This is a genomic window from Streptomyces sp. NPDC048269 (genome assembly GCF_040652395.1).
Taxonomy (GTDB): domain Bacteria; phylum Actinomycetota; class Actinomycetes; order Streptomycetales; family Streptomycetaceae; genus Streptomyces.
This window is the reverse complement of sequence record NZ_JBEZLW010000015.1, coordinates 60169-81480: the sequence shown is the minus strand read 5'-3', so window position 1 is coordinate 81480 and position 21312 is coordinate 60169. Positions and strand designations below refer to the sequence as shown.

General features: G+C 73.5%; 20 protein-coding genes. 11 read left to right on the top strand and 9 right to left on the bottom strand.

All coding sequences use genetic code 11. From position 1 onward, the window contains the following. Window positions 1-18: 18 nt before the first annotated feature. Complete coding sequence (locus AB0D48_RS18950; protein WP_362397633.1) at window positions 19-558, bottom strand: GNAT family N-acetyltransferase; 540 nt, start codon at window positions 556-558, stop codon at window positions 19-21. Window positions 559-732: 174 nt separating this feature from the next. Here AB0D48_RS18950 and AB0D48_RS18945 point away from each other — a divergent pair, with 174 nt between their 5' ends. The 4 genes from AB0D48_RS18945 (at window position 733) to AB0D48_RS18930 (ending at window position 3828) form a co-directional block, all read left to right on the top strand. Beyond that, a complete protein-coding gene (locus tag AB0D48_RS18945) occupies window positions 733-1269 on the top strand; it encodes a DUF5134 domain-containing protein (protein ID WP_362397631.1) in 537 nt (178 codons plus the stop codon). An 81-nt stretch (window positions 1270-1350) separates the two neighbouring features. Next, complete coding sequence (locus tag AB0D48_RS18940) at window positions 1351-2289, top strand: M56 family metallopeptidase (protein WP_362397628.1); 939 nt, start codon at window positions 1351-1353, stop codon at window positions 2287-2289. A 44-nt stretch (window positions 2290-2333) separates the two neighbouring features. After that, a complete protein-coding gene (locus tag AB0D48_RS18935) occupies window positions 2334-2981 on the top strand; it encodes a phosphatase PAP2 family protein (protein ID WP_362397625.1) in 648 nt (215 codons plus the stop codon). Between the two features lie 208 nt (window positions 2982-3189). Beyond that, window positions 3190-3828, top strand: coding sequence for a helix-turn-helix domain-containing protein (locus tag AB0D48_RS18930; protein ID WP_362397623.1), 639 nt, complete (start codon window positions 3190-3192; stop codon window positions 3826-3828). A 28-nt stretch (window positions 3829-3856) separates the two neighbouring features. On the opposite strand, the gene AB0D48_RS18925 is transcribed toward AB0D48_RS18930, so the two are convergent. Next, window positions 3857-5341, bottom strand: coding sequence for a hypothetical protein (locus AB0D48_RS18925; RefSeq protein ID WP_362397620.1), 1485 nt, complete (start codon window positions 5339-5341; stop codon window positions 3857-3859). A gap of 149 nt (window positions 5342-5490) precedes the next feature. Here AB0D48_RS18925 and AB0D48_RS18920 point away from each other — a divergent pair, with 149 nt between their 5' ends. Genes AB0D48_RS18920 through AB0D48_RS18910 form a run of 3 tightly spaced genes read left to right on the top strand, consistent with a single transcriptional unit; the run spans window position 5491 to window position 7946 of the window. Continuing rightward, the gene (locus AB0D48_RS18920; RefSeq protein ID WP_362397617.1) at window positions 5491-6105 is read left to right on the top strand and encodes a DUF305 domain-containing protein; all 615 of its coding nucleotides are present in this window, start codon (window positions 5491-5493) and stop codon (window positions 6103-6105) included. Window positions 6106-6157: 52 nt separating this feature from the next. After that, on the top strand, window positions 6158-7516 hold the full coding sequence (locus tag AB0D48_RS18915) for an FAD-dependent oxidoreductase (RefSeq protein WP_362397614.1): 1359 nt from the start codon (window positions 6158-6160) through the stop codon (window positions 7514-7516). Between the two features lie 10 nt (window positions 7517-7526). Then, window positions 7527-7946 (top strand): hypothetical protein, encoded by a 420-nt coding sequence (locus AB0D48_RS18910; RefSeq protein WP_362397611.1) that lies wholly within the window; start codon window positions 7527-7529, stop codon window positions 7944-7946. Here AB0D48_RS18910 and AB0D48_RS18905 read toward each other — a convergent pair. From AB0D48_RS18905 to AB0D48_RS18895, 3 genes are all read right to left on the bottom strand, one after another. Continuing rightward, the gene (locus AB0D48_RS18905) at window positions 7943-8287 is read right to left on the bottom strand and encodes a helix-turn-helix domain-containing protein (RefSeq protein WP_362397608.1); all 345 of its coding nucleotides are present in this window, start codon (window positions 8285-8287) and stop codon (window positions 7943-7945) included. The two genes, AB0D48_RS18910 and AB0D48_RS18905, sit on opposite strands and share 4 nt — an antisense overlap. 105 nt (window positions 8288-8392) lie before the next feature. Continuing rightward, complete coding sequence (locus AB0D48_RS18900) at window positions 8393-9493, bottom strand: NADH:flavin oxidoreductase/NADH oxidase (protein ID WP_362397605.1); 1101 nt, start codon at window positions 9491-9493, stop codon at window positions 8393-8395. Window positions 9494-9574: 81 nt separating this feature from the next. Next, window positions 9575-10924 (bottom strand): wax ester/triacylglycerol synthase family O-acyltransferase, encoded by a 1350-nt coding sequence (locus AB0D48_RS18895; protein WP_362397603.1) that lies wholly within the window; start codon window positions 10922-10924, stop codon window positions 9575-9577. Between the two features lie 244 nt (window positions 10925-11168). On the opposite strand from AB0D48_RS18895, the gene AB0D48_RS18890 reads away from it, so the two are divergent. The 3 genes from AB0D48_RS18890 (at window position 11169) to AB0D48_RS18880 (ending at window position 13969) form a co-directional block, all read left to right on the top strand. Next, window positions 11169-12260, top strand: a complete 1092-nt coding sequence (locus tag AB0D48_RS18890; RefSeq protein WP_362397600.1) for an exo-alpha-sialidase — start codon at window positions 11169-11171, stop codon at window positions 12258-12260. Window positions 12261-12271: 11 nt separating this feature from the next. Continuing rightward, on the top strand, window positions 12272-12958 hold the full coding sequence (locus AB0D48_RS18885; RefSeq protein WP_362397597.1) for a uracil-DNA glycosylase: 687 nt from the start codon (window positions 12272-12274) through the stop codon (window positions 12956-12958). A gap of 96 nt (window positions 12959-13054) precedes the next feature. Beyond that, entirely contained in the window at window positions 13055-13969 is a 915-nt protein-coding gene (locus AB0D48_RS18880) for a hypothetical protein (RefSeq protein ID WP_362397595.1), read from the top strand. 75 nt (window positions 13970-14044) lie between these two features. On the opposite strand, the gene AB0D48_RS18875 is transcribed toward AB0D48_RS18880, so the two are convergent. From AB0D48_RS18875 to AB0D48_RS18865, 3 genes are all read right to left on the bottom strand, one after another. Then, the gene (locus AB0D48_RS18875) at window positions 14045-15124 is read right to left on the bottom strand and encodes a lactonase family protein (RefSeq protein WP_362397592.1); all 1080 of its coding nucleotides are present in this window, start codon (window positions 15122-15124) and stop codon (window positions 14045-14047) included. Window positions 15125-15178: 54 nt separating this feature from the next. Then, window positions 15179-16312: a nitric oxide synthase oxygenase gene (locus tag AB0D48_RS18870; protein WP_362397589.1), complete on the bottom strand. Its 1134-nt coding sequence runs from the start codon at window positions 16310-16312 to the stop codon at window positions 15179-15181. Window positions 16313-16526: 214 nt separating this feature from the next. Further along, window positions 16527-17108, bottom strand: coding sequence for a GNAT family N-acetyltransferase (locus AB0D48_RS18865; protein WP_362397586.1), 582 nt, complete (start codon window positions 17106-17108; stop codon window positions 16527-16529). Window positions 17109-17248: 140 nt separating this feature from the next. Here AB0D48_RS18865 and AB0D48_RS18860 point away from each other — a divergent pair, with 140 nt between their 5' ends. Continuing rightward, window positions 17249-19540 carry an ATP-binding domain-containing protein gene (locus AB0D48_RS18860; RefSeq protein ID WP_362397583.1) on the top strand — a complete coding sequence of 764 codons (2292 nt, stop codon included), beginning with the start codon at window positions 17249-17251 and terminating at the stop codon, window positions 19538-19540. Here AB0D48_RS18860 and AB0D48_RS18855 read toward each other — a convergent pair. Then, window positions 19530-21026 (bottom strand): FUSC family protein, encoded by a 1497-nt coding sequence (locus tag AB0D48_RS18855; protein WP_362397865.1) that lies wholly within the window; start codon window positions 21024-21026, stop codon window positions 19530-19532. The two genes, AB0D48_RS18860 and AB0D48_RS18855, sit on opposite strands and share 11 nt — an antisense overlap. Window positions 21027-21312 lie beyond the last annotated feature (286 nt).

The window sequence follows — 21312 nt, the reverse complement described above, 5'->3', positions numbered from 1 at the left end:
GGTCGGCGCCCCGACCGGTCAGAGCGGCTTGACCAGCAGTTCGAAGGCCAGGTCGTCGCGGAGCGGAACTCCGAAGCGCTCGTCGCCGTAGGGGAAGGGGCTCAGCTCGCCGGTGCGCCGGTAACCGCGGCGCACGTAGTAGGCGATGAGCTCCTCCCGTACGTTCACCACCGTCATGCGCATCTCCTTGGCACCCCACGTGTCACGGGCGCGGTGCTCGGCCTCGGCCAGGATCTCCTTGCCGAGGCCCGCGCCCTGGAGCCCGGGACGGACCGCGAACATCCCGAAGTAGGCGTGGTCCCCCCGGTGTTCGAGCTGGCAGCACGCGACGAGCTCACCGGCGCGTTCGACGACCACCAGGGTGCTGTCGGGCGCCTCGATGATCTGGCGGACCCCGTCCGCGTCGGTGCGCTGCCCCTCCAGGTAGTCGGCCTCCGTGGTCCAGCCGCCACGGCTGGCGTCACCGCGGTACGCCGACTCGACGAGTGCCACCAGCTCCGTCACGTCCGCCTCTACGGCGCTGCGAAAGCTCAGGGCGGCGGGGTTGGCGGTCGACATCGGGGGGCTCCGTTCTGCGCGGTGGCATGTGACATGCCCGGTACGGCTGCGGAGAGCCTATCCCGGGGCGGCAGGAGGAGAACCTCCCCCGGGGCGGCGTGCGGGCCGCCCGGGCCGGGCATCTCTTCCCGTGACGCCGACGAACCGGGAGGTTCCGCCGTGCACGGTTCCACCATGTCCGCATCTGCCGCCGCCTCCTCCTGGCTGCTCGTGCTGCTGTGCGCGGTGAGCGGCGCGTACTGCCTCGGGCAGGTGCGCAGATCGGGCGGCGGCGCTGCCGGGGAGGCCGTGATGGGGTTCGGCATGGCGCTGATGGCGGTGCCCTTCGGGGCCCGCGACGGGTGGCAGGCGCTCGTGCTGGGGCTGGTCTTCTGCGCCGCGGCCGTGCACGCGGTGTGGATGCTGCGCGGCGGGGTGCACCACGCGCACCACCTGGTCGGCTCGCTGGCCATGGCCTACATGGCGCTGACGGCGGCCGCGGGGTACGGGCACGGCGCGGGGCTGCCCCTGGTCACCGGGGCGCTGCTCCTCTACTTCGCGGGTTACGTCCTGCTGGGAGGGGCCCGGCTGGTGACGGCGGGCGGGGGCGCCCGCCCGGTGGCGACGGCCGCGGGCGGTCCGTCCCCGGGTCCCCGGCGGGCGGCCGAGCTGACCCGGGCGTGCCGACTGGCCATGGGGATGGGGATGTTGGCCATGCTGCTCACGATGTGACGGCGGCGGCCCACGTGTCCTGCGTCACCAATGCCCCGCGGCCGTACCCGCAGGTAGCCCCCCGCTCATAGGCTGGTGGACATGATGGTCCCCGCCGCACTCCTGATGCTCGGCGCACTGACCGCGGTGCTCGCGCCCCGTCTGCTGGGCCGGGCCCGATGGCCCGAGCGTGAACCGGTCGTCGCCCTGTGGGTGTGGCAGTGCGTGGTGGGCGCGGTGCTCCTGTGCTTCGGGCTGTCGATGCTGCTGAGCGCGGCGGCCGCCTGGCAGGCGGTCCGGGGGCGGCTGTTCGCCGCCGCCCCGCACGGCGTGGTCGACGCGTACGCCCTGGGCACGTCCGGCGGTCCCTGGGCCGCCGGAACGGCGCTCGCGCTGGCGGGCGGGGCGCTGTGGACCGGGGCGATGCTGGCCCGGGAGGTGCTGCGGGCGCGGACCCGGCGGCGCACCCAGAGCACCGAACTGCTGGAGCGGGCCCCGCTGTTGCCCGGGGAGGACCCGGCGGGCGCGCGGCTCGTCGTACTGGAGGGGCAGCGGCCGGACGCCTGGTGGCTTCCTGGGGCGGCCCCGCAGCTGGTGGTCACGACGGCGGCGCTGGGCCGGCTGAAGGGGAGCCAGCTCGATGCCGTACTCGCGCACGAACAGGGGCACGCGGCGGCCCGGCACGACTGGCTGCTGCACTGCTCGCGGGCGCTGGCCGGCGGGTTCCCGCAGGTGCCCGTCTTCGCTGCGTTCGAGGCGGAGATGCACCGCCTCGTCGAGCTGGCCGCCGACGACGTGGCCTCGCGGCGGTACGGGCGCCTCACGATCGCGCTGGCCCTGGTCGGACTGAACGAGGACCGCGGGGCGTTCGGGCCCTCCGCCGCCCCGCAGGCGCACGTCCAGGAGCGGGTGCGCCGGCTCCTGTCTGCCGCGCCCCGGCTGTCGGCGATGCACAGGCTCCGGCTGACGGTTCTGGCCACGCTGGTCCCGGCGGTGCCGCTGCTGGTGGCCTTCGTGCCCGGGCTGAGCGCCCTGGCGTAGCGCGCCCGTCCTCGCCTGCCGCCCGCCGGTGGCAGGATCCCCGTATGCGGAACGATCACTTGCGGTGGGCGGGTACCGGCTGTGCGCTCCTCGCGGCCGTCCTGACCGTGCTGGTGGTGGCGGGCTGGCAGCCGCTCCTGTCGTACGACGACCAGGTCGCCCGGGATCTGCACGGACAAGCGGTCGCCCGTGCCGGGTTCACCCATGCGGTGCGGATCCTCTCCGACTGGGTGTGGGATCCGTGGACCATGCGGGCCCTGGCCGCCGTCGCCTGTGTGACGCTGTGGTGGCGCGGGGACAGGGATCGGGCGCTGCGGGTGGGCCTTGCCACCCTGGTGTCCGCGGCAGTGCAGCAGGGGGTGAAGGGGCTGGTGGGACGGGAGCGCCCGGTGTGGCCGGACCCGGTGGCCTCGGCCCACTTCTCGGCCTACCCGTCGGGCCACGCGATGACGGCGACGGTGGTGTGCGGGCTGCTGCTCTGGCTGCTCCCCCGGCGGACTCCCGCGTGGTGGGTGGGTACCGCCTGGGCGGTGGCCGCGGTCTCCGTGATCGGGGTCGGCTTCACCCGCCTGTACCTGGGCGTCCACTGGGTGTCGGACGTGGTCGCGGGCTGGCTGCTGGGCGTGGCCTTCGTGGCGCTCGCGACGTCCGGCTCCGTCCGCCGGCGGGGATCCGGCACGGCCGGACCCTGAGGTGTCGGCGTGCCTGCTCGGCGTGCCCGCCCGGTCGGCCTGCTCGGCGTGCCCGACGGCCTGCTCGACGGCTGCTCGGCGTGCCTACGCGCCGGGCCTCGGCGTGCCTACTCGGTGTGCCTGCCCTGGGCGATCCCCCGTTTCACCCAGAGCAGGCCCTCCGCGCGCTGAGTATATTGGCTCTGAGCCAGTCAACGCAGGAGTAAGCATGTCCCCGCGCAGCGCATCGGTCAATGAAGAATTGCGCAGACGTTCCCGGGAGCGGCTGCTCCAGGCCACGGTCGAGCTCGTCGCCGAACGGGGCTACGAGGAAACGACGCTCGGCGACATCGCCGACCGGGCGGGCGCCGCACGTGGCCTGGTCTCGTACTACTTCCCGGGCAAGAGGCAGTTGCTGCAGTCGGCCGTGCACCGGCTGATGCACCTCACCCTGCAGGCGGCCCTGGAGCGCGAGCCGCTGCCCGCCGGCGAGCACGAGGGGCGCGAGCGGCTGGCCCGGGCCGTCGACGCGATCCTCGGGCTGGCCCGGGACGAGCCGCGGCTGATGCGGACGCACATGGCGGGCATCCTCCAGGCCGACGGCTTCGTCCAGTGCGCCGAGCAGCAGCGGCTCGCCGAACTGCTGCGGGACACCGTCGCCCGGTACGGCTCGACGGACGTGGACGTGGACTATCCGCTGCTACGGGCACTGCTGATGGGCGCCGTGGTGGCGGTCCTGCTGCCGGGCGCGCCGATGCCGGCGGCCCGGCTGCGGGCCGAGCTGTTCCAGCGCTACGGGCTGGACTGGGAGCTCGGCGTCCCGCCGGACGGCGGGCCGCCCGGCGGAACATTTCCCTCACACCTCTAGCCCCTCGGCTTCAAGGGCGTCGAGGGCGTCACCGGTACTCGGGCTGGCTCTGCACGTTGAGCCGGTCCAGCCACACCCACTTCGCGCTCTCGGTGCGCCAGTCGTCCAGCCGCAGCACGTCGAGGCCCTTGGCGATGTCGTTCGAGTAGATGTGCCCGTTGTAGTAGTACGCCGACCAGGACCCGCCCAGTCCGAGCTGGTCCGTGGTCAGCGGGCCGCGTTCGAAGTACCCGATCTCCTTGGGCTGTGTGGAGTCGGTGAACTCCCACACCGAGACGCCGCCCTGGTACCAGGCCTGCACCATGATGTCGCGGCCGCCGCCGACCGGGATCAGCGAGCCGTTGTGCGCCACGCAGTTCTCGGTGTCGGCCTGGTGCCGCGGGATCTTGAAGTAGCCGCGGAAGGCGAGCTTGCGCCCGTCCCCGCTGCCGGTGATGTCGTAGATGCCGTCCGCGCCCCGGTGGGGGCCGGTGGCCTCGTTGCAGGTGGGGCCGCTACCGCCGCCGAGTTCGTCGGTGAACACCACCTTGTCCGCCCGCTCGTTGAAGGTGGCCGAGTGCCAGAACGCGAAGTTCACGTTGTCCTGCACCCGGTCGATGACCCGCGGCTGTTCGGGCTTGCTGATGTCGAAGAGGATGCCGTCGCCCATGCAGGCGCCGGCGGCCAGGTTCTTCGACGGCAGCACGGTGATGTCGTGGCAGCCGGTGGTCTTGGAGACCCCGGGGTTGGTGGGCCCGCCGGGGTTGCCGCCGTCGGGGAAGAGGATCGGGAAGGCGACGACCGCGGCCTGCGTCGGCGCCTTCTTCGGGACCTTCACCACCGAGATGCCGTCGTGCGGCGGCTTGCAGTCGGGGAAGGCCTCGTTCGGGGAGTACGAGGCGACGTAGAGGTAGATGTCGCGGCCGCCCGGCACCAGGGTGTGGGTGTGGGAGCCGCAGTTCGTCTCGACGGACTTGATGTACTTGGGGTGCTTCTTGTCCTTGATGTCGAAGATCTTGATGCCCTCCCACGAGGACTTCTCCGTCGCGGGCTGCGAGACGCTGCTGCAGGAGTCGTCGCTGCGGGAGGAGTCGGTGGAGAGGAAGAGCAGGTCCCCGTAGACGGAGATGTCGTTCTGGCCGCCGGGGCACAGCACCTGGGTGACGGTCTTCGGTGCCTTCGGGTTGGCGATGTCGTAGATCGTGAAGCCGTTGTAGTTGCCCGCGTAGGCATACCTGCCCTGGAAGGCCAGGTCGGAGTTGATGACGGCGGGGTCGGCGCTGGGGATGTTGGCCAGGGGTTTGATGTTGGCGCTGTGCACGATCTCGTCCTGACCGGGGATCTCGCCGGGGGCGAGCTCCCCGCCGTCGACGAGGCCCGCGCTCTGCTGGTTGCCGCTTCCGGGGGTTGAGTCACCCGGGTCCGGGGTGGCGGCCGCCGGTCCGGCGGTCAGGAGTGCGGTGAGGAGCCCGGCCGCCGCGACGGCCGCTCCCACCCTTCCGCTGCGCACTCTCGTGGTGTGGAACGAGCTCACGTGCCCTCCCATGGGAGTCCGGTCGGTTCCGGTCGTTGGGGGAACGGAACCAGGACCCCGGCAGTATCTTCCTTTTCATGGACATGGCAAAAGCCCCCCGGGGCCGCACGGCCTTACGCACGCGGCTCGGCCGATCCGCCGGAGCGGCCTTGGCCGCCGGGCTCCTGCTGGCACTCGCCGGCTGCCAGGGGGACGACCGGGCGGACGGGTCCGAGGACGGACGCGCCATGGTCGTCGCACCGGGCAAGCCGGGCGAGAAGGCGCGCACCCTCACCCCCGAACAGGCCGCGAAGGAAAAGCCCGACGACAGCCCGAACGCCGCCGACCACGCGTACGTCCAGAACATGATCGAACATCACCGGCAGGCCCTGACGATGAGCGCGCTGGCACCGAAGCGGGCCTCGGCGGACGGCGTCAAGCGGCTGGCGGAACGGATCACCGCCGCGCAGCAGCCCGAGATCGGGGCGATGGAGAAGTGGCTCACGCTCCATCCCGCGCCGCCGGCGGCCTCCGGCGGGCACGGACACGACCACGGCGCGATGCCGGGCATGGCGACCGAGCAGCAGCTGAAGGAACTGTCCGAAGCCGAGGGAGCCGACTTCGACCGGCTCTTCCTGAAGCTGATGACCGCCCACCACGAAGGTGCCCTGAAGATGGCGGGCGAGGCGCTGACCGGCGGCAACAACGTGGCTGTCGAGGAGATGGCCACCGAGGTGGTGGCGACGCAGAGCGCCGAGATCCACCGGATGCGCGCGATGGGCTGACTGCCGGGGAAGCCGGTGTCATGCTGGGACCACCTGCGGGAGGAGCTCCGCCGTGCTTCGTGTCGCCGTCGTCGGATCGGGCCCCAGCGGGGTCTACGCGGCCCAGACGCTGGTCCAGCAGCGCGAGGTGCCCGGGATACGGGTCGACGTGCTCGACCGGCTGCCCGCGCCGTACGGGCTCGTGCGGTACGGGGTCGCGCCGGACCACGAGAAGATCAAATCGCTGCAGGGCAGCCTGCGCACCGTGCTGGAGGACGAGCGGATCCGCTTCCTCGGGAACGTCGAGGTCGGCGGCGGGCAACTGCCCACGGAACGGCTGTTGGAGCTCTACCACGCGGTGGTGTACTGCGTGGGCGCGGCCCGGGACCGGCTGCTGGGGATCCCCGGCGAGGACCTGGCGGGGGTGCATTCCGCGACGGCCTTCGTGTCCTGGTACAGCGGGCACCCGGATGCCGCCGCCGAAGTCTTCGACCTGGCCGGGGTGGACTCGGCGGTCGTGGTCGGCGCGGGCAACGTCGCGGTGGACGTGACGCGGATCCTTGCCCGGGGCGTGGCGGAGCTGGAGCCGACGGACATGCCGCAGCCCGCGCTCGGCGCGCTCGCGGACAGCGGGTTGCGCCGGGTGGCCATGGTGGCCCGGCGCGGCCCCTCGCAGGGCAAGTTCACCACCAAGGAGCTGCGGGAGCTGGGCACGCTGCCGGGTGTGGACGCGGTGGTGGACCCCGCCGAGGCCGCCCTCGACCCGGTGTACGACGATCCGGCGGCGGCCGCGGCGCTGCCCGCGGTGGCGCGGCGGAACCTGGAGGTGCTGCGCGGCTGGGCACAGGCCGGAGCGGGAGACGGGCCGCGCCGCATCGCCCTGCGGTTCTACCTGCGGCCGGTGGAGGTGCTGGGCGGGCCCGACGGCCGGGTGACCGGCATGCGCTTCGAGCGGACCGTCCCGGACGGCCTCGGCGGGGTGACCGGGACGGGGGCCTACGAGGACATCGAGGCGCAGCTGGTGCTGCGCTCGGTGGGGTACAAGGGCGTCCCGCTGGCCGGTCTGCCCTTCGATCCGGCGAGGGGCACGGTCCCGCACGCGGCGGGCCGGGTCGTCCGCGCGGGCCGGGCCTCGGTCGGCGAGTACGTGGCGGGCTGGATCAAACGCGGCCCGACGGGGGTGATCGGCACGAACCGGCCCTGCGCCAAGGAGACGGCGTCCTCCCTGCTCCAGGACGCGGGGACGCTGGCCCGCCGCGAGCTGCCCGGCGATCCGCTGGACGCGATGCGGGCCGCGGGCCTGCGGCCGGTGGAATGGCCGGGCTGGCAGGCCATCGAGTCGGCCGAGACCGAACTGGGCCGCTCCCTGGGCCGCCGCTCGGTCAAGATCCCCGACTGGCAGGGCCTGTTGCACGCCGCCGGCCTCGCCTGAGCATGCGGGCATGAGACGTACGGCGAGCCACGGCTCCGGCCTGGCGTCGGTGCTGGTACTGACGGCTTTCGTCGCCGCACTGACGGCCTGCACGGCCCACGGCGGCCACCGCCCGGCCGCCGGCCCCACGGCGACGAGCACGGCCGCGTCCCCGCACGCGACGGCCCTGGCCGAGCGCTATCGGCAGGCCGGCGGGGACGCGGCCGTGTACGCCATCCAGTGGGAGACCCGGGCCGGGGCAGCGCCCCTCATCGTCGTCAGGACGGGCAATCCGGACGCCGAGGACGCTCTCTTCCAGAAGCAGGCGGCGTCCGTCACCGCCTATCTGGCGGACCGGGAAGGGCTTTCCCTCGGCGGCGGCTACCGGATGGACGTCTTCGGCCCCGACGGGCGACTGCTCCACCGCCGGGACGCCACGTCCCGGTCCTAGGCGAGCCGCGCTTCCTCCGCGGCCGCTGCCGTGAGGACGCTGTCGAGGAGGCCGGGGAAGAGGTCCTCCAGCTCCGTGCGGCGCAGGGCGTTGAGCTTGGCCGTACCGCGGTAGGTCTGCCGGACGACGCCGCTCTCCCGCAGGACGCGGAAGTGGTGGGTGGTGGTCGACTTGGTGACCGGCAGGTCGAAGTACGAGCACGCCAGTTCCGTGGCGGAGCCGGCCAGATCCCGGACGATGGAGAGCCGGACCGGGTCGGAGAGCGCGTGCAGCACGCCCTCCAGGCGGATCTCGGCCGCCTCGGGGTGGGCGAGGGCACGGGCCGTGTCACGTTCCGTCATGTCCCTGCTCCGCTCGCTCGGCTTGCCAGGGTCCCCATCGTACGAGAGTCGTCGTAGGAGCGTGGCGGGTACGGCTCCGGCATGGGCGCCGGAGCCGCACCGGGTTCACCAGGACCGGTGGTACTGGTCGGGCGTACGCGGCTCCGCGCCGAGCTCGGCGGCCGCCCGGCGGGCCCAGTACGGGTCGCGCAGCAGTTCCCGGCCCAGCAGGACCGCGTCGGCCTCGCCGTTGGCCAGGATCTTCTCGGCGTGCGCCGGTTCGATGATCAGGCCGACGGCGGCCACGGGCAGGCTGGTCTCCGCCTTGACCCGGGCGGCGAACGGCACCTGGTAGCCGGGGCCGACCGGGATCTCCACCCTGGGGGCGAGGCCGCCGGTGGAGACGTCGAGGAGGTCCACGCCGTGCTCCTGGAGCAGCCCGGCCAGCCGGACCGTCTCGTCGGCGGTCCAGCCGTCCTCCTCCAGCCAGTCGGTGGCGGAGATCCGGAAGAACAGCGGGAGTTCCTCGGGCCACACCGCCCGTACGGCGTCCACGACTTCGACGGCGAGGCGGGTGCGGTTCTCGAAGGATCCGCCGTACGCGTCGGTGCGCTTGTTGCTGAACGGGGACAGGAACTCGCCGATGAGATAGCCGTGGGCCCCGTGGATCTCGACGATCTCGTAGCCCGCGGCGAGTGCGCGCTCGGCGGCGGCCGCGAACTGGCCGACGATCTCCCCGATCTCATCGGCCGTCAGCTCGTGCGGCGCCGGGCGGTCCCCGTCGAACGGCACGGCGCTCGGGGCGACCGGCAGCCAGCCGTGCGCCTCGGGCCCGACCGGGCCGCCGCCCTTCCACGTCCGGTCGGTGGAGGCCTTGCGTCCGGCGTGCGCGATCTGGATGCCGGGGACGGTGCCCCGGGCCTTGAGGAAGGAGGTGATCCGGCGCAGCGCCTCGACCTGGGTGTCGTTCCAGATGCCGAGGTCGTAGGGGGTGATCCGGCCTTCGGGGGAGACGGCGGTGGCCTCCTGGATGATCAGGCCGGTGCCGCCGACGGCGCGGGCTGCGTAGTGCGCGAAGTGCCAGTCGTCGGCCACGCCCGCGTTCGGGCCGAAGGCCTCGGCGCTGTACTGGCACATCGCGGCCATCCACACGCGGTTCGGGAGGGTGACCGAGCGAAGGGTGTAGGGAGCGAACAGGGCAGCGGAACCAGCGGGGGCAGCACTCATCAGGGCTCTCCAGGACGTCACCGGGCGCGCCGGGGATCGGCGGCTAAGTACGAGACTCACCGTACTACGAATTTCTTCGTACTACGAGACCTCTCGTACAAGCGCGTCGAGCTCCGCCCGCAGCGCCTCGGCCAGCGCGGGCAGGTCCGGGAGGGCGGCCGCGTCCGCCACCAGCCCGTAGTGGACCGTCCCCTTGTACGTGGAGACCGCGACGGCCAGGGACTGGCCGCGGGCCAGCGGGGCGAGCGGGTAGACCTCGCCGACGCGGCTCCCGCCGAGCGAGAAGGTCAGGCCGGGCAGCGGGACGCTGGTGACCAGGATGTCGAAGAGCAGCCGGGCGGCCTGGGCGACGAACGGGCCTCCGAGGCGGTGGCCGAGCGGGTGGACGTGGTCGGCGAGCAGGGCGACTGCCCCGGCGCCGCGGGCGGGTCCCGCGTCCTTGTTGCGGTCCATCGCGGCCCGTACCCGGTCCAGACGCAGCAGCGGGTCCCGCTCGGCGAGCGGCAGCCGCAGGAGGTAGCCGGAGAGCCGGTTCCCCCCGCCGGTCCCGGCCCTGCCCCGGCGGGACACGGGGATCAGGGCGCGCGGGCCCGGTCCGCCGGGCGCGGGGTCGCCCCGGCCCTCCATCCAGCGCCGCAGCGCGCCGGCGACCACGGAGATGAGCACGTCGTTGACGGTGCCGCCGGCGGCCTTTCGGACCAGGTTGACCTCGTCCAGGTCGAGGGCGAGGCCCGCGACCGTACGGGAGCCGGTGCGGGCGGCGCCCGCGGTGAGGGCCGCGGGGACCCCGAGCGGCAGCCCGGCGCGGGCGACAGCGGCACCGATCTCCAGGGCCTGGCCGACGTCCTGGACCCGGGCGGCGAGGAGTCCGGAGAGCCGGCGCAGGGCCGGGCCGGCCTGCCGCCCGGAGACGGGTGGCGCGGCCGCACGCGGGGACGGACGCGGAGCCGGGCTCGGGGGCGGGCGCAGGGACTGCCCCTCGTCGAACAGCGCCGCGGCCAGGGCGAGCGCGCCGAGCCCGTCGGCGAGGGCGTGGTGGAACTTGAACAGCACGGCGAAGGAATCCGCATCGGGCCCGGCCAGCACGTGCGCCTCCCAGGGCGGCAGGCTCCGGTCCAGGGGCCGGGCCATCAGGGGTCCCGCGGCCTCGTGCGGCGAGGCAGGCGTCCGGACCAGGAAGACGTGCCGCGCCGGGTCGAAGCCGGGGTCCGGCGACCAGGCGGCCGCGCCCACCGGCAGCAGGACGTCCCGGATCCGGCGACGCAGGCCTGGCACGCCGGCGCAGCGGGTGGCGAGCAGTTCCGCGGCGTGCTCGGCCGCCCCGGGCCCGGCGGCCCGGAAGACGGCCAGGGCACCGAGGTGCATGGGGTGGGCGGCGGATTCGATCCGCCAGAAGGCGAGGTCGAGCGGGGACAAGTGCTCCGTGGCCACGTACGTCCTCTCGCGTGCGGCAGCAGTGGCCTGAAGTCAACCTATTCCGAACATCCACATGCAAGCAGCGATCGTTTCCTACGGGTAAATGATCGGTATTAATCCGGCGCTCCGGACCCGGTGCCGCCCGCCGGGCCGCTGTCAGTGGGCGGGTGCAGACTGGCCCGAAAGAGACGGACAGCTCGTGAAGCACGGATAGCCCCGAAGACGAAGACATGGACGACGAAGTCCGGAGGTGCCGGCCATGGCCGACGTACTGCTGCTCGTGGGTACCCGCAAGGGACTCTTCATCGGCCGCCGCCGGGGCGAGGGGCCCTGGGAGTTCGACGGGCCCCATTTCAACGCCCAGGCCGTCTACGCGGTCGCCGTCGACCGGCGGGGCCCGGCGCCCCGCCTGCTGGTCGCCGGGGACAGCTCGCACTGGGGACCGTCCGTCTTCAGCTCCGACGACCTCGGAGCGACCTGGAACGAGCCCGCCGAAGCCGCGGTGAAGTTCCCCAAGGACACCGGTGCCTCGCTGGAGCGCGTGTGGCAGCTCCAGCCGGCCGGACCCGAGGCCCCGGACGTGGTCTACGCGGGGACGGAGCCGGCCGCGCTGTTCCGCTCGACGGACCGCGGCGAATCCTTCGAGCTGGTCCGTCCGCTGTGGGACCACCCGAGCCGGGGCAGCTGGCAGCCGGGCGGCGGCGGTGAGGGGCTGCACACGGTGATCACCGATCCACGCGACGCGGACGCCGTGACGGTGGCCGTCTCCACCGCCGGAGTGTTCCGGACGAAGGACGGCGGATCCAGCTGGGAGCCGTCCAACGAAGGGGTGTCGGCGGTCTTCCTGCCCGATCCGCACCCCGAGTTCGGCCAGTGCGTGCACAAGATCGCCCAGGACTCCGGGAACACCGACCGGCTGTACCTGCAGAACCACTGGGGCGTCTACCGCAGCGACGACGCCGGGGCCCGGTGGACCGACATCGGCGGGGGGCTCCCCTCCGACTTCGGCTTCGCGGTGGCCGCCCACCCCCACCGGCCGGACACGGCCTACGTCTTCCCGCTCAACGCCGACTCCGACCGGGTCCCGGCCGAGCACCGGTGCCGGGTCTTCCGCACGCAGGACGCGGGCACCAGCTGGGAGCCGCTGTCTCACGGCCTGCCCGCCGGGGACCACTACGGCACGGTGCTCCGCGACGCCCTGTGCACGGACGACGCGGACCCGGCGGGCGTCTACTTCGGCAACCGCAACGGCGAGCTGTACGCCAGCCACGACGACGGAGAGAGCTGGCAGCCGCTGGCCGAGCACCTGCCCGACGTGCTGTGTGTGCGGGCGGCGACGATCGGCCAGTAGAGTGATCCACCGTGGCAGCACGACCGTTGAACGAGATCGTCGAGCCGGGCTGGGCCCGGGCTCTGGAGCCGGTGGCGGGCCAGATCGCCGCGATGGGCGACTTCCTGCGCGCCGAGATCGCGGCGGGCAGGACCTACGTCCCGGCCGGGGCGAACGTCCTGCGCGCCTTCCAGCAGCCCTTCGACGAGGTCAAGGTGCTGATCGTGGGCCAGGACCCCTACCCCACCCCGGGGCACGCGGTGGGCCTGTCCTTCTCGGTCGCGCCCGAGGTGCGGCCGGTGCCGCCGAGCCTCGACAACATCTTCCTGGAGCTGCACCGGGACCTCGGTACCGGCCGGCCCGCGAACGGCGACCTCACCCCGTGGACCCGGCAGGGCGTGCTGCTGCTCAACCGTTCGCTGACCACCGCCCCCCGCAGGTCCAACGCCCACCAGGGCAAGGGCTGGGAAGCCGTGACCGACCAGGCCATCCGGGCCCTCGCCGCGCGCGGCAAGCCGCTGGTGTCCATCCTCTGGGGCCGGGCGGCCCGCAATCTGCGGCCGCTGCTCGGCGAGCTGCCGGTCGTGGAGTCCTCCCACCCCTCCCCCAAGTCCGCCGATTTCGGATTCTTCGGCTCCAGGCCGTTCAGCAGGACGAACGAGCTGCTGGTGGGCCAGGGTTCACAGCCTGTGGACTGGCGCTTGCCGTCCGTCAGTTGACGGTATCTGCTATTCACCGGATAAATACGGACAGATGCCACCGGAGAAGGCCCTGCCCGAACACCCGGTTCCGATAAGCCAGTAGCATGCGGCGCCATGAGCTCCCCCACTGGGCCCGCAAATGGCCTGCCCGTACGAATGCCGCGACCCCGCCAGACCGGACGGCACCGCCGGCCCGAGCCCGCGGCGGCGCCCGAGGGCGCGCCCGCGCTGGTGCTCGCCGTGCCCGGTGCCCCCTCGGCCGCCTCGCGTGGGCTGGCGGAAGAGATCATCAGCATCGGCCGTTCCGAGCTGCCGGGCCTCGACGCCCGGATCGGCTTCCTCGACGGTGACGACGCCTCCGATTTCCCGTCCCTGTCCGGCGTGCTGACCGCCGTCGCGACCGAGCGTGCCGCGCGTGCGGAGTTCGCCCGCGCCGCCGGCCACGAGGTGCCCGCACCGACCGGCCCGGACGCCGTGGTGGTCCCGCTGCTGGCCGGTCCCGACGGTGATCTGCTCCGCCGGGTCCGCCAGGCGCTGATGGACTCATCGGCCGCCGCAGAGCTGGCCGACGTGCTCGGTCCGCACCCGCTGCTCGCCGAGGGCCTGCACGTGCGGCTGTCCGAGGCGGGGCTGGCCCGCGCCGACCGCGCCCGGCTCTTCACCGTGACCACCGCCGCCGACGGCATCGTCCTGGCCACCACCGGCGGCGAGGAGGCCGTCCAGGCCGCCGGGATCACCGGGATGCTGCTCGCCGCCCGGCTCGCCGTGCCGGTCAAGGCGGCGGCGCTCGACGAGGAGGGCTCGGTGGCCGCGGTCGCCGAGCAGCTGCGCCGCGAGGGCTCCACGCACCTGGCGCTCGCCCCGTACCTGATCGGCCCGGAGGCCGCCGACGGGCTGCTGGACAGTGCCTGCAAGGACGCCAACTGCAGCGCCGCCGAGGTGCTCGGCGCCTACCCGGCGCTCGGCAAGCTCGCCGTCGCGCAGTACGCCGCGGCTCTCGGGATCACCCAGGGCGCGGCCACGCACTGACCGCCTGCCGTGACGTGAAGGGCCCCCGCCGGTCGGCGGGGGCCCTTCACGTCGGCGGACCTCACACGGCGGACCTCACACGGCCGGGCCGAAGACCACGCAGGTGGCGGCGGGCACGGCCACCGAGCCGGCCTCTCGCGGCTGCCCGGTCAGGGGGTCGACGTCGAACCAGGTGACGTCACCCGAGTGCTCGTTGGCCGCGTACAGGCGGCGCCCCGAAGGGTCGGCGGCGAGATCGCGCGGCCAGCTGCCACCGCAGCCCACGACGCCCGTGAGCTGTGGCTTCTCTACGCCTGCGGCGAGGGAGAAGGTGGCGATGGAGTCGGTGCCGCGGACGGCGGCCCAGACGAAGCGCCCGCCGGGCGAGGCGGCGATCGCCGAGGGGTAGGCCCGTACGGCCCCTGAGGGGCCCGCGGAGGCGACCTGAACCTCCCCGACCGGTTCCAGTCGCCCGGAGGCCGCGTTCCACCGGCAGACGGTCAGCTGCGGCTCCAGCTCGTGCAGGACGTAGGCCACCGTGCCGTCCGGGTGGAAGGCGAGGTGGCGGGGGCCGGTCCCCGCCCGCAGGCCGGTCTCGGTGTGCAGGCGGAGCCCACCGGTGGCCGGATCGAGCGCGCAGACCCGTACGGAGTCGGTGCCGAGGTCGACGCTGAGCACCCAGTTGCCGCTCGGGTCGGGCAGCACCTGGTGGGCGTGCGGCCGCTCCTGGCGGTCGGCGTCCGTACCGGAACCGTGGTGCGCGAGGACGGCGGCGGGCCCGCCGGGGCTGCCGTCGGCGGCGAGCGGGAGGCTGCTGACGCTGCCCGAGGTGTAGTTGGCGGTGAGCAATCGGCGCCCGGCCAGGCTGAGATGGGTGGGCCCGGAGCCGCCGACGCCGACGGGCGCGCCGAGGGGTACCAGGCCCCCGGCGGTGGGCGTGAAGGCGGCGACTGCCCCTTGTTCGGTCTCGCTCACCGCGTAGAGCACGCCGGTGTCCCGGGCGAGGGCGAGGTACGAGGGGTCGGCAACGGTGACGCCGGTGGCCGCGACCGGGGTCAGGGCACCCGTGGCCGGGTCCACGGCCGCGGTGGTGACGCCGCGGCCGCCCCCGGAGGTGAACGAGCCGATGTAGGCCCTGTGTCCGCCGTTCCGGTCGGTGCTGTCCGTGCCGCCCACGGGAGGCCCCTCTCGGCTGTCGGATCCGTCCGGAGCCGACGGTAACAGAAGGGTCTAGACCAAGTCCCTCCCCTGGGCCCGTTCCTGCGCGCCGGGGTGGTGGACGTAGGCCGTGCTGCTCGGCCGGTCCTCGTAGGTGCGGTGGAAGACCGGGGTCGCGGAACCGGAGATCGGCGGGACGATCCAGGACCAGTCCGCGCCCACCTCACGGCCCTTGCACTCCTCCCGTGCCAGGTGGGACAGGAAGCGCCGGGACTCGGAGTGGTGGTCGGCGATGGTGACCCCGGCGCGGTCGAAGGAGTGCAGGACCGCCCGGTTGAGCTCGACGAGCGCGCGGTCCTTCCACAGCGAGCGGTCGCTGGAGGTGTCCAGGCCGAGGCGGCGGGCGACGGCGGGCAGGAGGTTGTACCGGTCGGTGTCGGCGAGGTTGCGGGCGCCTATCTCGGTGCCCATGTACCAGCCGTTGAACGGGGCGGCCGGGTAGTGGATGCCGCCGATCTCCAGGCACATGTTGGAGATGGCGGGTACGGCGTGCCAGCGCAGTCCCCAGTCCGCCCAGCCCTCATCGGGGTGGGAGATCGGGACCTCCAGGACGGCGTCCGCGGGGGTGTCGAACCAGCGGGGCTTGTCGTCGACTCCCTGGACCACCAGCGGAAGGAGGTCGAAGGGGGTTCCGGCGCCGCCCTCCCAGCCGAGCCGGAGCAGGGCCTCGGTGAGCGGGGCGTTGCGCGCGTCGCCGACGGTGACGGAGGGGTGGTCCCCGTAGCCGGCGTACCGGACGAGCTGCTCGCTCCAGATCAGCGGCCCGGGCCGGTCCGGGGTGTCCGGGGCGAAGACCGTGATGGTGGGCCGGACGCGGCCGCCGTTGGTCGCCTCGCGCAGGTGCCCGAAGCATTCGGCGGCGATCTCGTCGGCTTCGGTGACCTCCCGGCGGTCACGGACCCGCAGGGAGTTCCAATAGAGCCTGCCTATACAGCGGTTGCTGTTGCGCCATGCCACGCGCGCCCCGTGGACCAGCTCCTCGGGGGTGTGCCGGTAGGTGCCGGTCTCCGCGAGCTCGTCCCGCACGGCGGCGAGCCGGGCGCGCGGATCGCCTGCGCCCTGGTTCTCCCTGTGGAAGAGTCGGATGAACTCCTCGGCCGCTTCCCACACCTGGGCGGTGGTGGAGCACTGTTGAAGAATTTCCATTCCGGGCCGTTACCCCCTGTCCGGACAGATCCACCCTGTACATGCCGGATGCATGTGCAATGAACCCTCACCCGTTGTACCTGCCGCAGGTCAGCGGCGTGCGCCAGGCGCACACGGAACACCCCTCCGAGTGATCTTCGGGGATCGGACTGCGGGCCGACCGGAACGCGGCGTACGATCCGCCACAGTCCGGGAGTTGACTTCGGGCAGCGGGTCAGAGGCAGGGCCGGCTCATGAACAGCGCCTGTTCCCCGGTGGCGGGGGTGCCGCCGTAGAGGGTGGTGTCGAGGCCGCAGAGGACGAACCCCATGCGCCGATAGGCGTGCACCGCCGGGGCGTTGACCGAGCTGACTTCCAACCAGAGGTGGTCGGCGCCGCGTTCGCGGGCGAATCCGTCCGCGCACTCCAGGAGGGCGCGGCCGATGCCACGGCCGCGGTGGCCGGGCGAGACCTCGATGTCCTCGATCGTCAGCCGCCGGTTCCACGCGGCGTAGCCGACGGCGGCGAAGCCGCACACCCGGCCGCCGTCGACGGCCACGTAGGTCCGGGCGTCGCCGGCGGTGTCCGTGCCGCGGCCGATTCCCTGCTCGTCGTGCTCCTCGGGCGGGAACTCCTTGTACAGGGGCGGGTCGGCCGGGACCTCGCGGAGCAGGAATCCGAAGCCGGTGCCGGAGGCGGCCACCTCGAAGACGGTGTCGGTGGTGAAGGAGCCGTCCAGGGCCTCGATGGCTCCCGCGTCCCCGGGGCGGGCGAGGCGGTAGACGATGCCGTCGGCGGAGCCGTGTGCGGTGGTCATGGGATCCACGGTACGCAAAAAATCCCCCGGCGGAATTGACTGCCGAGGGAGGAGAGAGCGTATATTCAATGTTTCATGACTTCGTCGAAAGCGAAGACATAAAAAGCTTACGAGGACACTGTATCGCGGCAGGAGCGCAATTGTCAACCGAGGAATTCCGGAAAGAACAGCAATTCGTCACCGGTCTCTACGCACGCCTCGACCACCTGCGTGACCAGGCCGAAGGTGCCGTTGCAGGGGCATTGCGCGATGTCGGTAACGGCTCTCAGATGCGGCTGGAGCGCGACATCCTGGTAGCCGAGCAGTCCGGTCTGCTCTCCGCCCTGAATGCGGGCGAGACGGGTCTGTGTTTCGGCCGTCTGGAGTTCTCGGACGGCCGTGACCACCACATCGGCCGCATCGGAATCCGCGCGGACGATGCCGAGCGCACGCCGCTGGTCCTGGACTGGCGCGCGGACGTGGCCCGCCCGTTCTACCTCGCCACCGGCCACACCCCCATGGGGCTGCGGCGCCGGCGGCACATCAGCAGCCGCGGGCGGGTGGTCACCGCCCTGCACGACGAGATCCTCGACCTGACCGACGCGGAGCGCACCGGCTTCGAGGGCGCCGACGCGGACGCCGTGCTGCTCGCGGCGCTCGACGCGGCCCGGACCGGCCGGATGCACGACATCGTGCGCACCATCCAGGCCGAGCAGGACCGCGTCATCCGCTCCACGCACCGCGGGGTGCTGGTCGTCGAGGGCGGCCCCGGTACCGGAAAGACGGCGGTGGCGCTGCACCGCGCCGCGTACCTGCTGTACGCCCACCGCGAGCTGCTCGCCAAGCGCGGGGTCCTGATCGTCGGCCCCGGCCCGGCCTTCCTGGGCTACATCGGCGGGGTGCTGCCGGCGCTCGGCGAGACGGGCGTGCTGCTCGCGACGCCGGGCGAGCTCTTCCCCGGGATCCACGCGAAGGGCACCGACCGCCCCGGAGCGGCCGCGGTCAAGGGCCGGGCCTCGATGGCGGAGGTGCTGGCCCGGGTCGTGGCCGACCGGCAGTGCCTGCCGGAGGCCGTCCCTGCGGACAGCGGCGAGGAGTACGACACGGTCCCCGAGCCCGCGCTGGAGATCGACCACGACGACTACGGGACCCTGTTGCTGGACCGCACGATGGCGTACGAGGCACGGGACCGGGCCCGGGCCACCGGGCTGCCGCACAACCAGGCGCGGCCCGCCTTCGCCTTCCGGATCATCGACGCGCTCACGTCCCAGCTCGCCGACCGGCTCGGGGCGGATCCGTACGGCGGCCCGAACCTGCTGGGCGCGGACGACGTCGCCCAGCTGGGCAAGGAGATCGCGATGAGCCCGGCCGTGCACGCCGCGATCGACTCGCTGTGGCCCTCCCTCACGCCCGAGGGGTTGATCACAGACTTCCTGGCGGAGCCCACGCACCTGCCCGCGCACGACGCGGAGCTGATCCGGCGCGAGCCGACGGCGCGCCCGGACTGGACCCCGGCCGACGTGCCGCTGCTGGACGAGGCGGCCGAACTGCTCGGGGAGGACGACAGCGCCCGGCGCGCGGCCGAGGAACGCGAGCGACAGCGGCGGATCGCGTACGCGCAGGGCGTGCTGGACCTGTCGCAGGGTTCCGAGTCGTACGAGTTCGAGGACGAGGAGAACGAGTACCTCGCCGCGCACGACATCATCGACGCCGAGAGGATGGCCGAGCGCCACGAGGAGGCCGACCACCGCAGCGCGGCCGAGCGGGCCGCGGCCGACCGTACGTGGGCCTTCGGGCACGTCATCGTGGACGAGGCGCAGGAGCTCTCGGAGATGGCGTGGCGGCTGCTGATGCGGCGCTGTCCGACCCGCTCCATGACCCTGGTCGGCGATCCGGCACAGACCGCCGACGAGGCGGGCTGCGGCTCGTGGCAGCGCATCCTCGGCCCGTATGTGGGCGAGCGCTGGGAACTGGTCCGACTGGGGGTCAACTACCGCACGCCCGCCGAGATCATGGAGGTGGCGGCGTCCGTACTGCGGGCCCGCGACCCCGGTTTCGAGCCGCCGAGCTCGGTGCGTACCACCGGGGTCCGGCCGTGGGTGCGGGCGGCCGGGAACCTGGCGGAGACGGTCGGGGACGCCGTGCGGCGGGAGCTGCCGCACGAGGGGCGGCTCGCGGTGATCGCGCCGCGGGCGCTGCACGCCTCGCTGGCCGTCGAGCTGCCGGGGGTCCGGGCCGGCGCGGAACCGGATCTGACCCGGCAGGTGGTCCTCCTCGACCCGCGCCAGGCCAAGGGGCTGGAGTTCGACACGGTGATCGTGGTGGAGCCGGCCGGCTTCCAGCCGAGCGACTTGTACGTGGCGCTGACGCGGGCCACCCAGGCCCTCGGCGTGGTGCACACCGAGGGCGGGCTGCCGACGGGGCCGGGCCTGGCGGGGCTGCTCAGGCGCTGATGACCAGCGGCGCCCGGGGGTCGGTGCGCAGCGGGGCGGCGAGCGCGACGAGGGCGTGCTCGATGCCGTGCAGGTGGGCGAGGGCCGGTTCCGCGGGGGCGGGCCGGGCCTGCGTCGTCCGCACGGCGGGCTCCGGGGCGCCCTGCGGGGCGGTCAGCGCCTCGACGGCCGCCTCGACGCGCCAGCAGGCTGCGGCCAGCCGGGCGTCGTGCGAGGCCTGCGGGTCGGCTGCGACGGCGACGAGGCCGCGCACCTCCCGGGCGCATTCGTCGAGCAGCGCCAGGACCTGCCGGGCCCGGGCCTTGCGGGCGCGCAGCGGGCTCAGCGGGTGGACGAGGGGCGCCAGGGCCATGCGTACGCGGCCCAGCAGCAGCTCCAGCTCGGCGGCGTGCGGGGCGGGGTCGGCCTCGGGGTTCCCGGCGAGCCGGTCCAGGGAGGCCGCGGTGGAGGCGCGTACGCAGCGCAGGGCGCGCTGGATCCAGGCGTCGTTGGCGGCGTGGGTGGTCACCGGGAGGATGATCACGACGGCGAGGGCGGCGCCGAGCGCGCCGATGGCGGTCTCCTGGAAGCGCAGGAGCAGCAGCCCGGGGTGCAGGACGCCGAGGAGGCCGTAGAGAAGCCCCGCCATGACGGTGACGAAGAACATCATCCAGGAGTACGAGGGGGCCGCGGTGTAGAAGATCCCGAAGACGCATACGGCGACCAGCGCGGCGGTCGGCGCGGGCGCGCCGTGCAGCGGTACGGCGATCAGCAGCCCGGCGGCGATGCCGGTGACGGTGCCGACGACCCGGCGGAAGCCGCGGACGAGGGTCTCGCCCCGGGAAGCGGTGTTGACGAAGATCCACCAAGCGGTGCCGACGGCCCAGTACCAGCGGTCTTCGGAGAGCGCCTGGCCGATGGCGAGGGCGAAGCCGCAGGCGGCGGTGGCCTGGAAGGCCTGGCGGGTGGTGGGCCGTGCGAGGCCGGTGCCCGGCAGTCCGGGCGGCGCGGCGGCGGGTGGCGTGCGCCGCTCGATGGGCCACAGTGCGAAGCGCACTGTTCCGGCCGCCAGGAGGGCCAGCCCGACGGCGGCGTACAGCTCGGGCAGCTGCCCGGGCCGGGCGTGCAGGAACTGGGTGACGAAGAACATCATGAAGCCGAAGATCCCGAGGGCGTGCCCGCGCGGGCCGAAGCGGCGGGCGTAGACCCCGGCGAACACGACGGCGAGGAAGGCGGCGTCACGGGCGAGGGGCACCCCGTGCAGGGTGGTGGCCAGCGCGAGGACGGGGAATCCGGCGACGGGCAGCATGGCGGTGGTGGCGCGCTGGGCGCGGACGTCGGCGTCGAGCACGGTGAAGAGGGCGAGCAGGGCGGCCAGTCCCCCGGTGATGGACGCGGTCAGGGAGAGACCGCACAGCTCGGCGAGGGCCACGGCGGCGCCGACGCCGATCACTGCGCGAGCCGAGTTCCTGAGCCTGAGACGCCCCGGATCCGGAGCCACGAACATCCTCTTCACGGCGGTGTGCCGCCCCCCTTGCGATGGTGCGCGCCGGCCCGGTGGCCGCCCGGGGGTGGTGGGCGGCGTACGGGCACGGCGAAGGCGCCGCGGTCCGGATCGGCCTCGTTGCCGTCCGGCGCTACGCGGCGCCGAAAGTACATGGATACGACACAGATAAGCACCTGCGGGCCCACTGGCTCAACCCGGCATCGGACCACTGGGCCATTGGCCCAGCGCAGGCCCGTGTTCTCCAGCCAGGAGGGTGCCAACGGACCGGCCCGCCGGGTCAGGCCGG

What these genes read in the sequence shown, in the direction of transcription:
- AB0D48_RS18930 (WP_362397623.1), top strand. Translation starts at nt 3,190, where the DNA reads ATGTCCCCGCGCAGCGCATCGGTCAATGAAGAATTGCGCAGACGTTCC.
- AB0D48_RS18935 (WP_362397625.1), top strand. Translation starts at nt 2,334, where the DNA reads ATGCGGAACGATCACTTGCGGTGGGCGGGTACCGGCTGTGCGCTCCTC.
- AB0D48_RS18900 (WP_362397605.1), bottom strand. Translation starts at nt 9,493, where the DNA reads ATGAGTGCTGCCCCCGCTGGTTCCGCTGCCCTGTTCGCTCCCTACACC.
- AB0D48_RS18880 (WP_362397595.1), top strand. Translation starts at nt 13,055, where the DNA reads ATGAGCTCCCCCACTGGGCCCGCAAATGGCCTGCCCGTACGAATGCCG.
- AB0D48_RS18905 (WP_362397608.1), bottom strand. Translation starts at nt 8,287, where the DNA reads ATGACGGAACGTGACACGGCCCGTGCCCTCGCCCACCCCGAGGCGGCC.
- AB0D48_RS18950 (WP_362397633.1), bottom strand. Translation starts at nt 558, where the DNA reads ATGTCGACCGCCAACCCCGCCGCCCTGAGCTTTCGCAGCGCCGTAGAG.
- AB0D48_RS18910 (WP_362397611.1), top strand. Translation starts at nt 7,527, where the DNA reads ATGAGACGTACGGCGAGCCACGGCTCCGGCCTGGCGTCGGTGCTGGTA.
- AB0D48_RS18855 (WP_362397865.1), bottom strand. Translation starts at nt 21,026, where the DNA reads ATGTTCGTGGCTCCGGATCCGGGGCGTCTCAGGCTCAGGAACTCGGCT.
- AB0D48_RS18940 (WP_362397628.1), top strand. Translation starts at nt 1,351, where the DNA reads ATGATGGTCCCCGCCGCACTCCTGATGCTCGGCGCACTGACCGCGGTG.
- AB0D48_RS18890 (WP_362397600.1), top strand. Translation starts at nt 11,169, where the DNA reads ATGGCCGACGTACTGCTGCTCGTGGGTACCCGCAAGGGACTCTTCATC.
- AB0D48_RS18870 (WP_362397589.1), bottom strand. Translation starts at nt 16,312, where the DNA reads ATGGAAATTCTTCAACAGTGCTCCACCACCGCCCAGGTGTGGGAAGCG.
- AB0D48_RS18945 (WP_362397631.1), top strand. Translation starts at nt 733, where the DNA reads ATGTCCGCATCTGCCGCCGCCTCCTCCTGGCTGCTCGTGCTGCTGTGC.
- AB0D48_RS18865 (WP_362397586.1), bottom strand. Translation starts at nt 17,108, where the DNA reads ATGACCACCGCACACGGCTCCGCCGACGGCATCGTCTACCGCCTCGCC.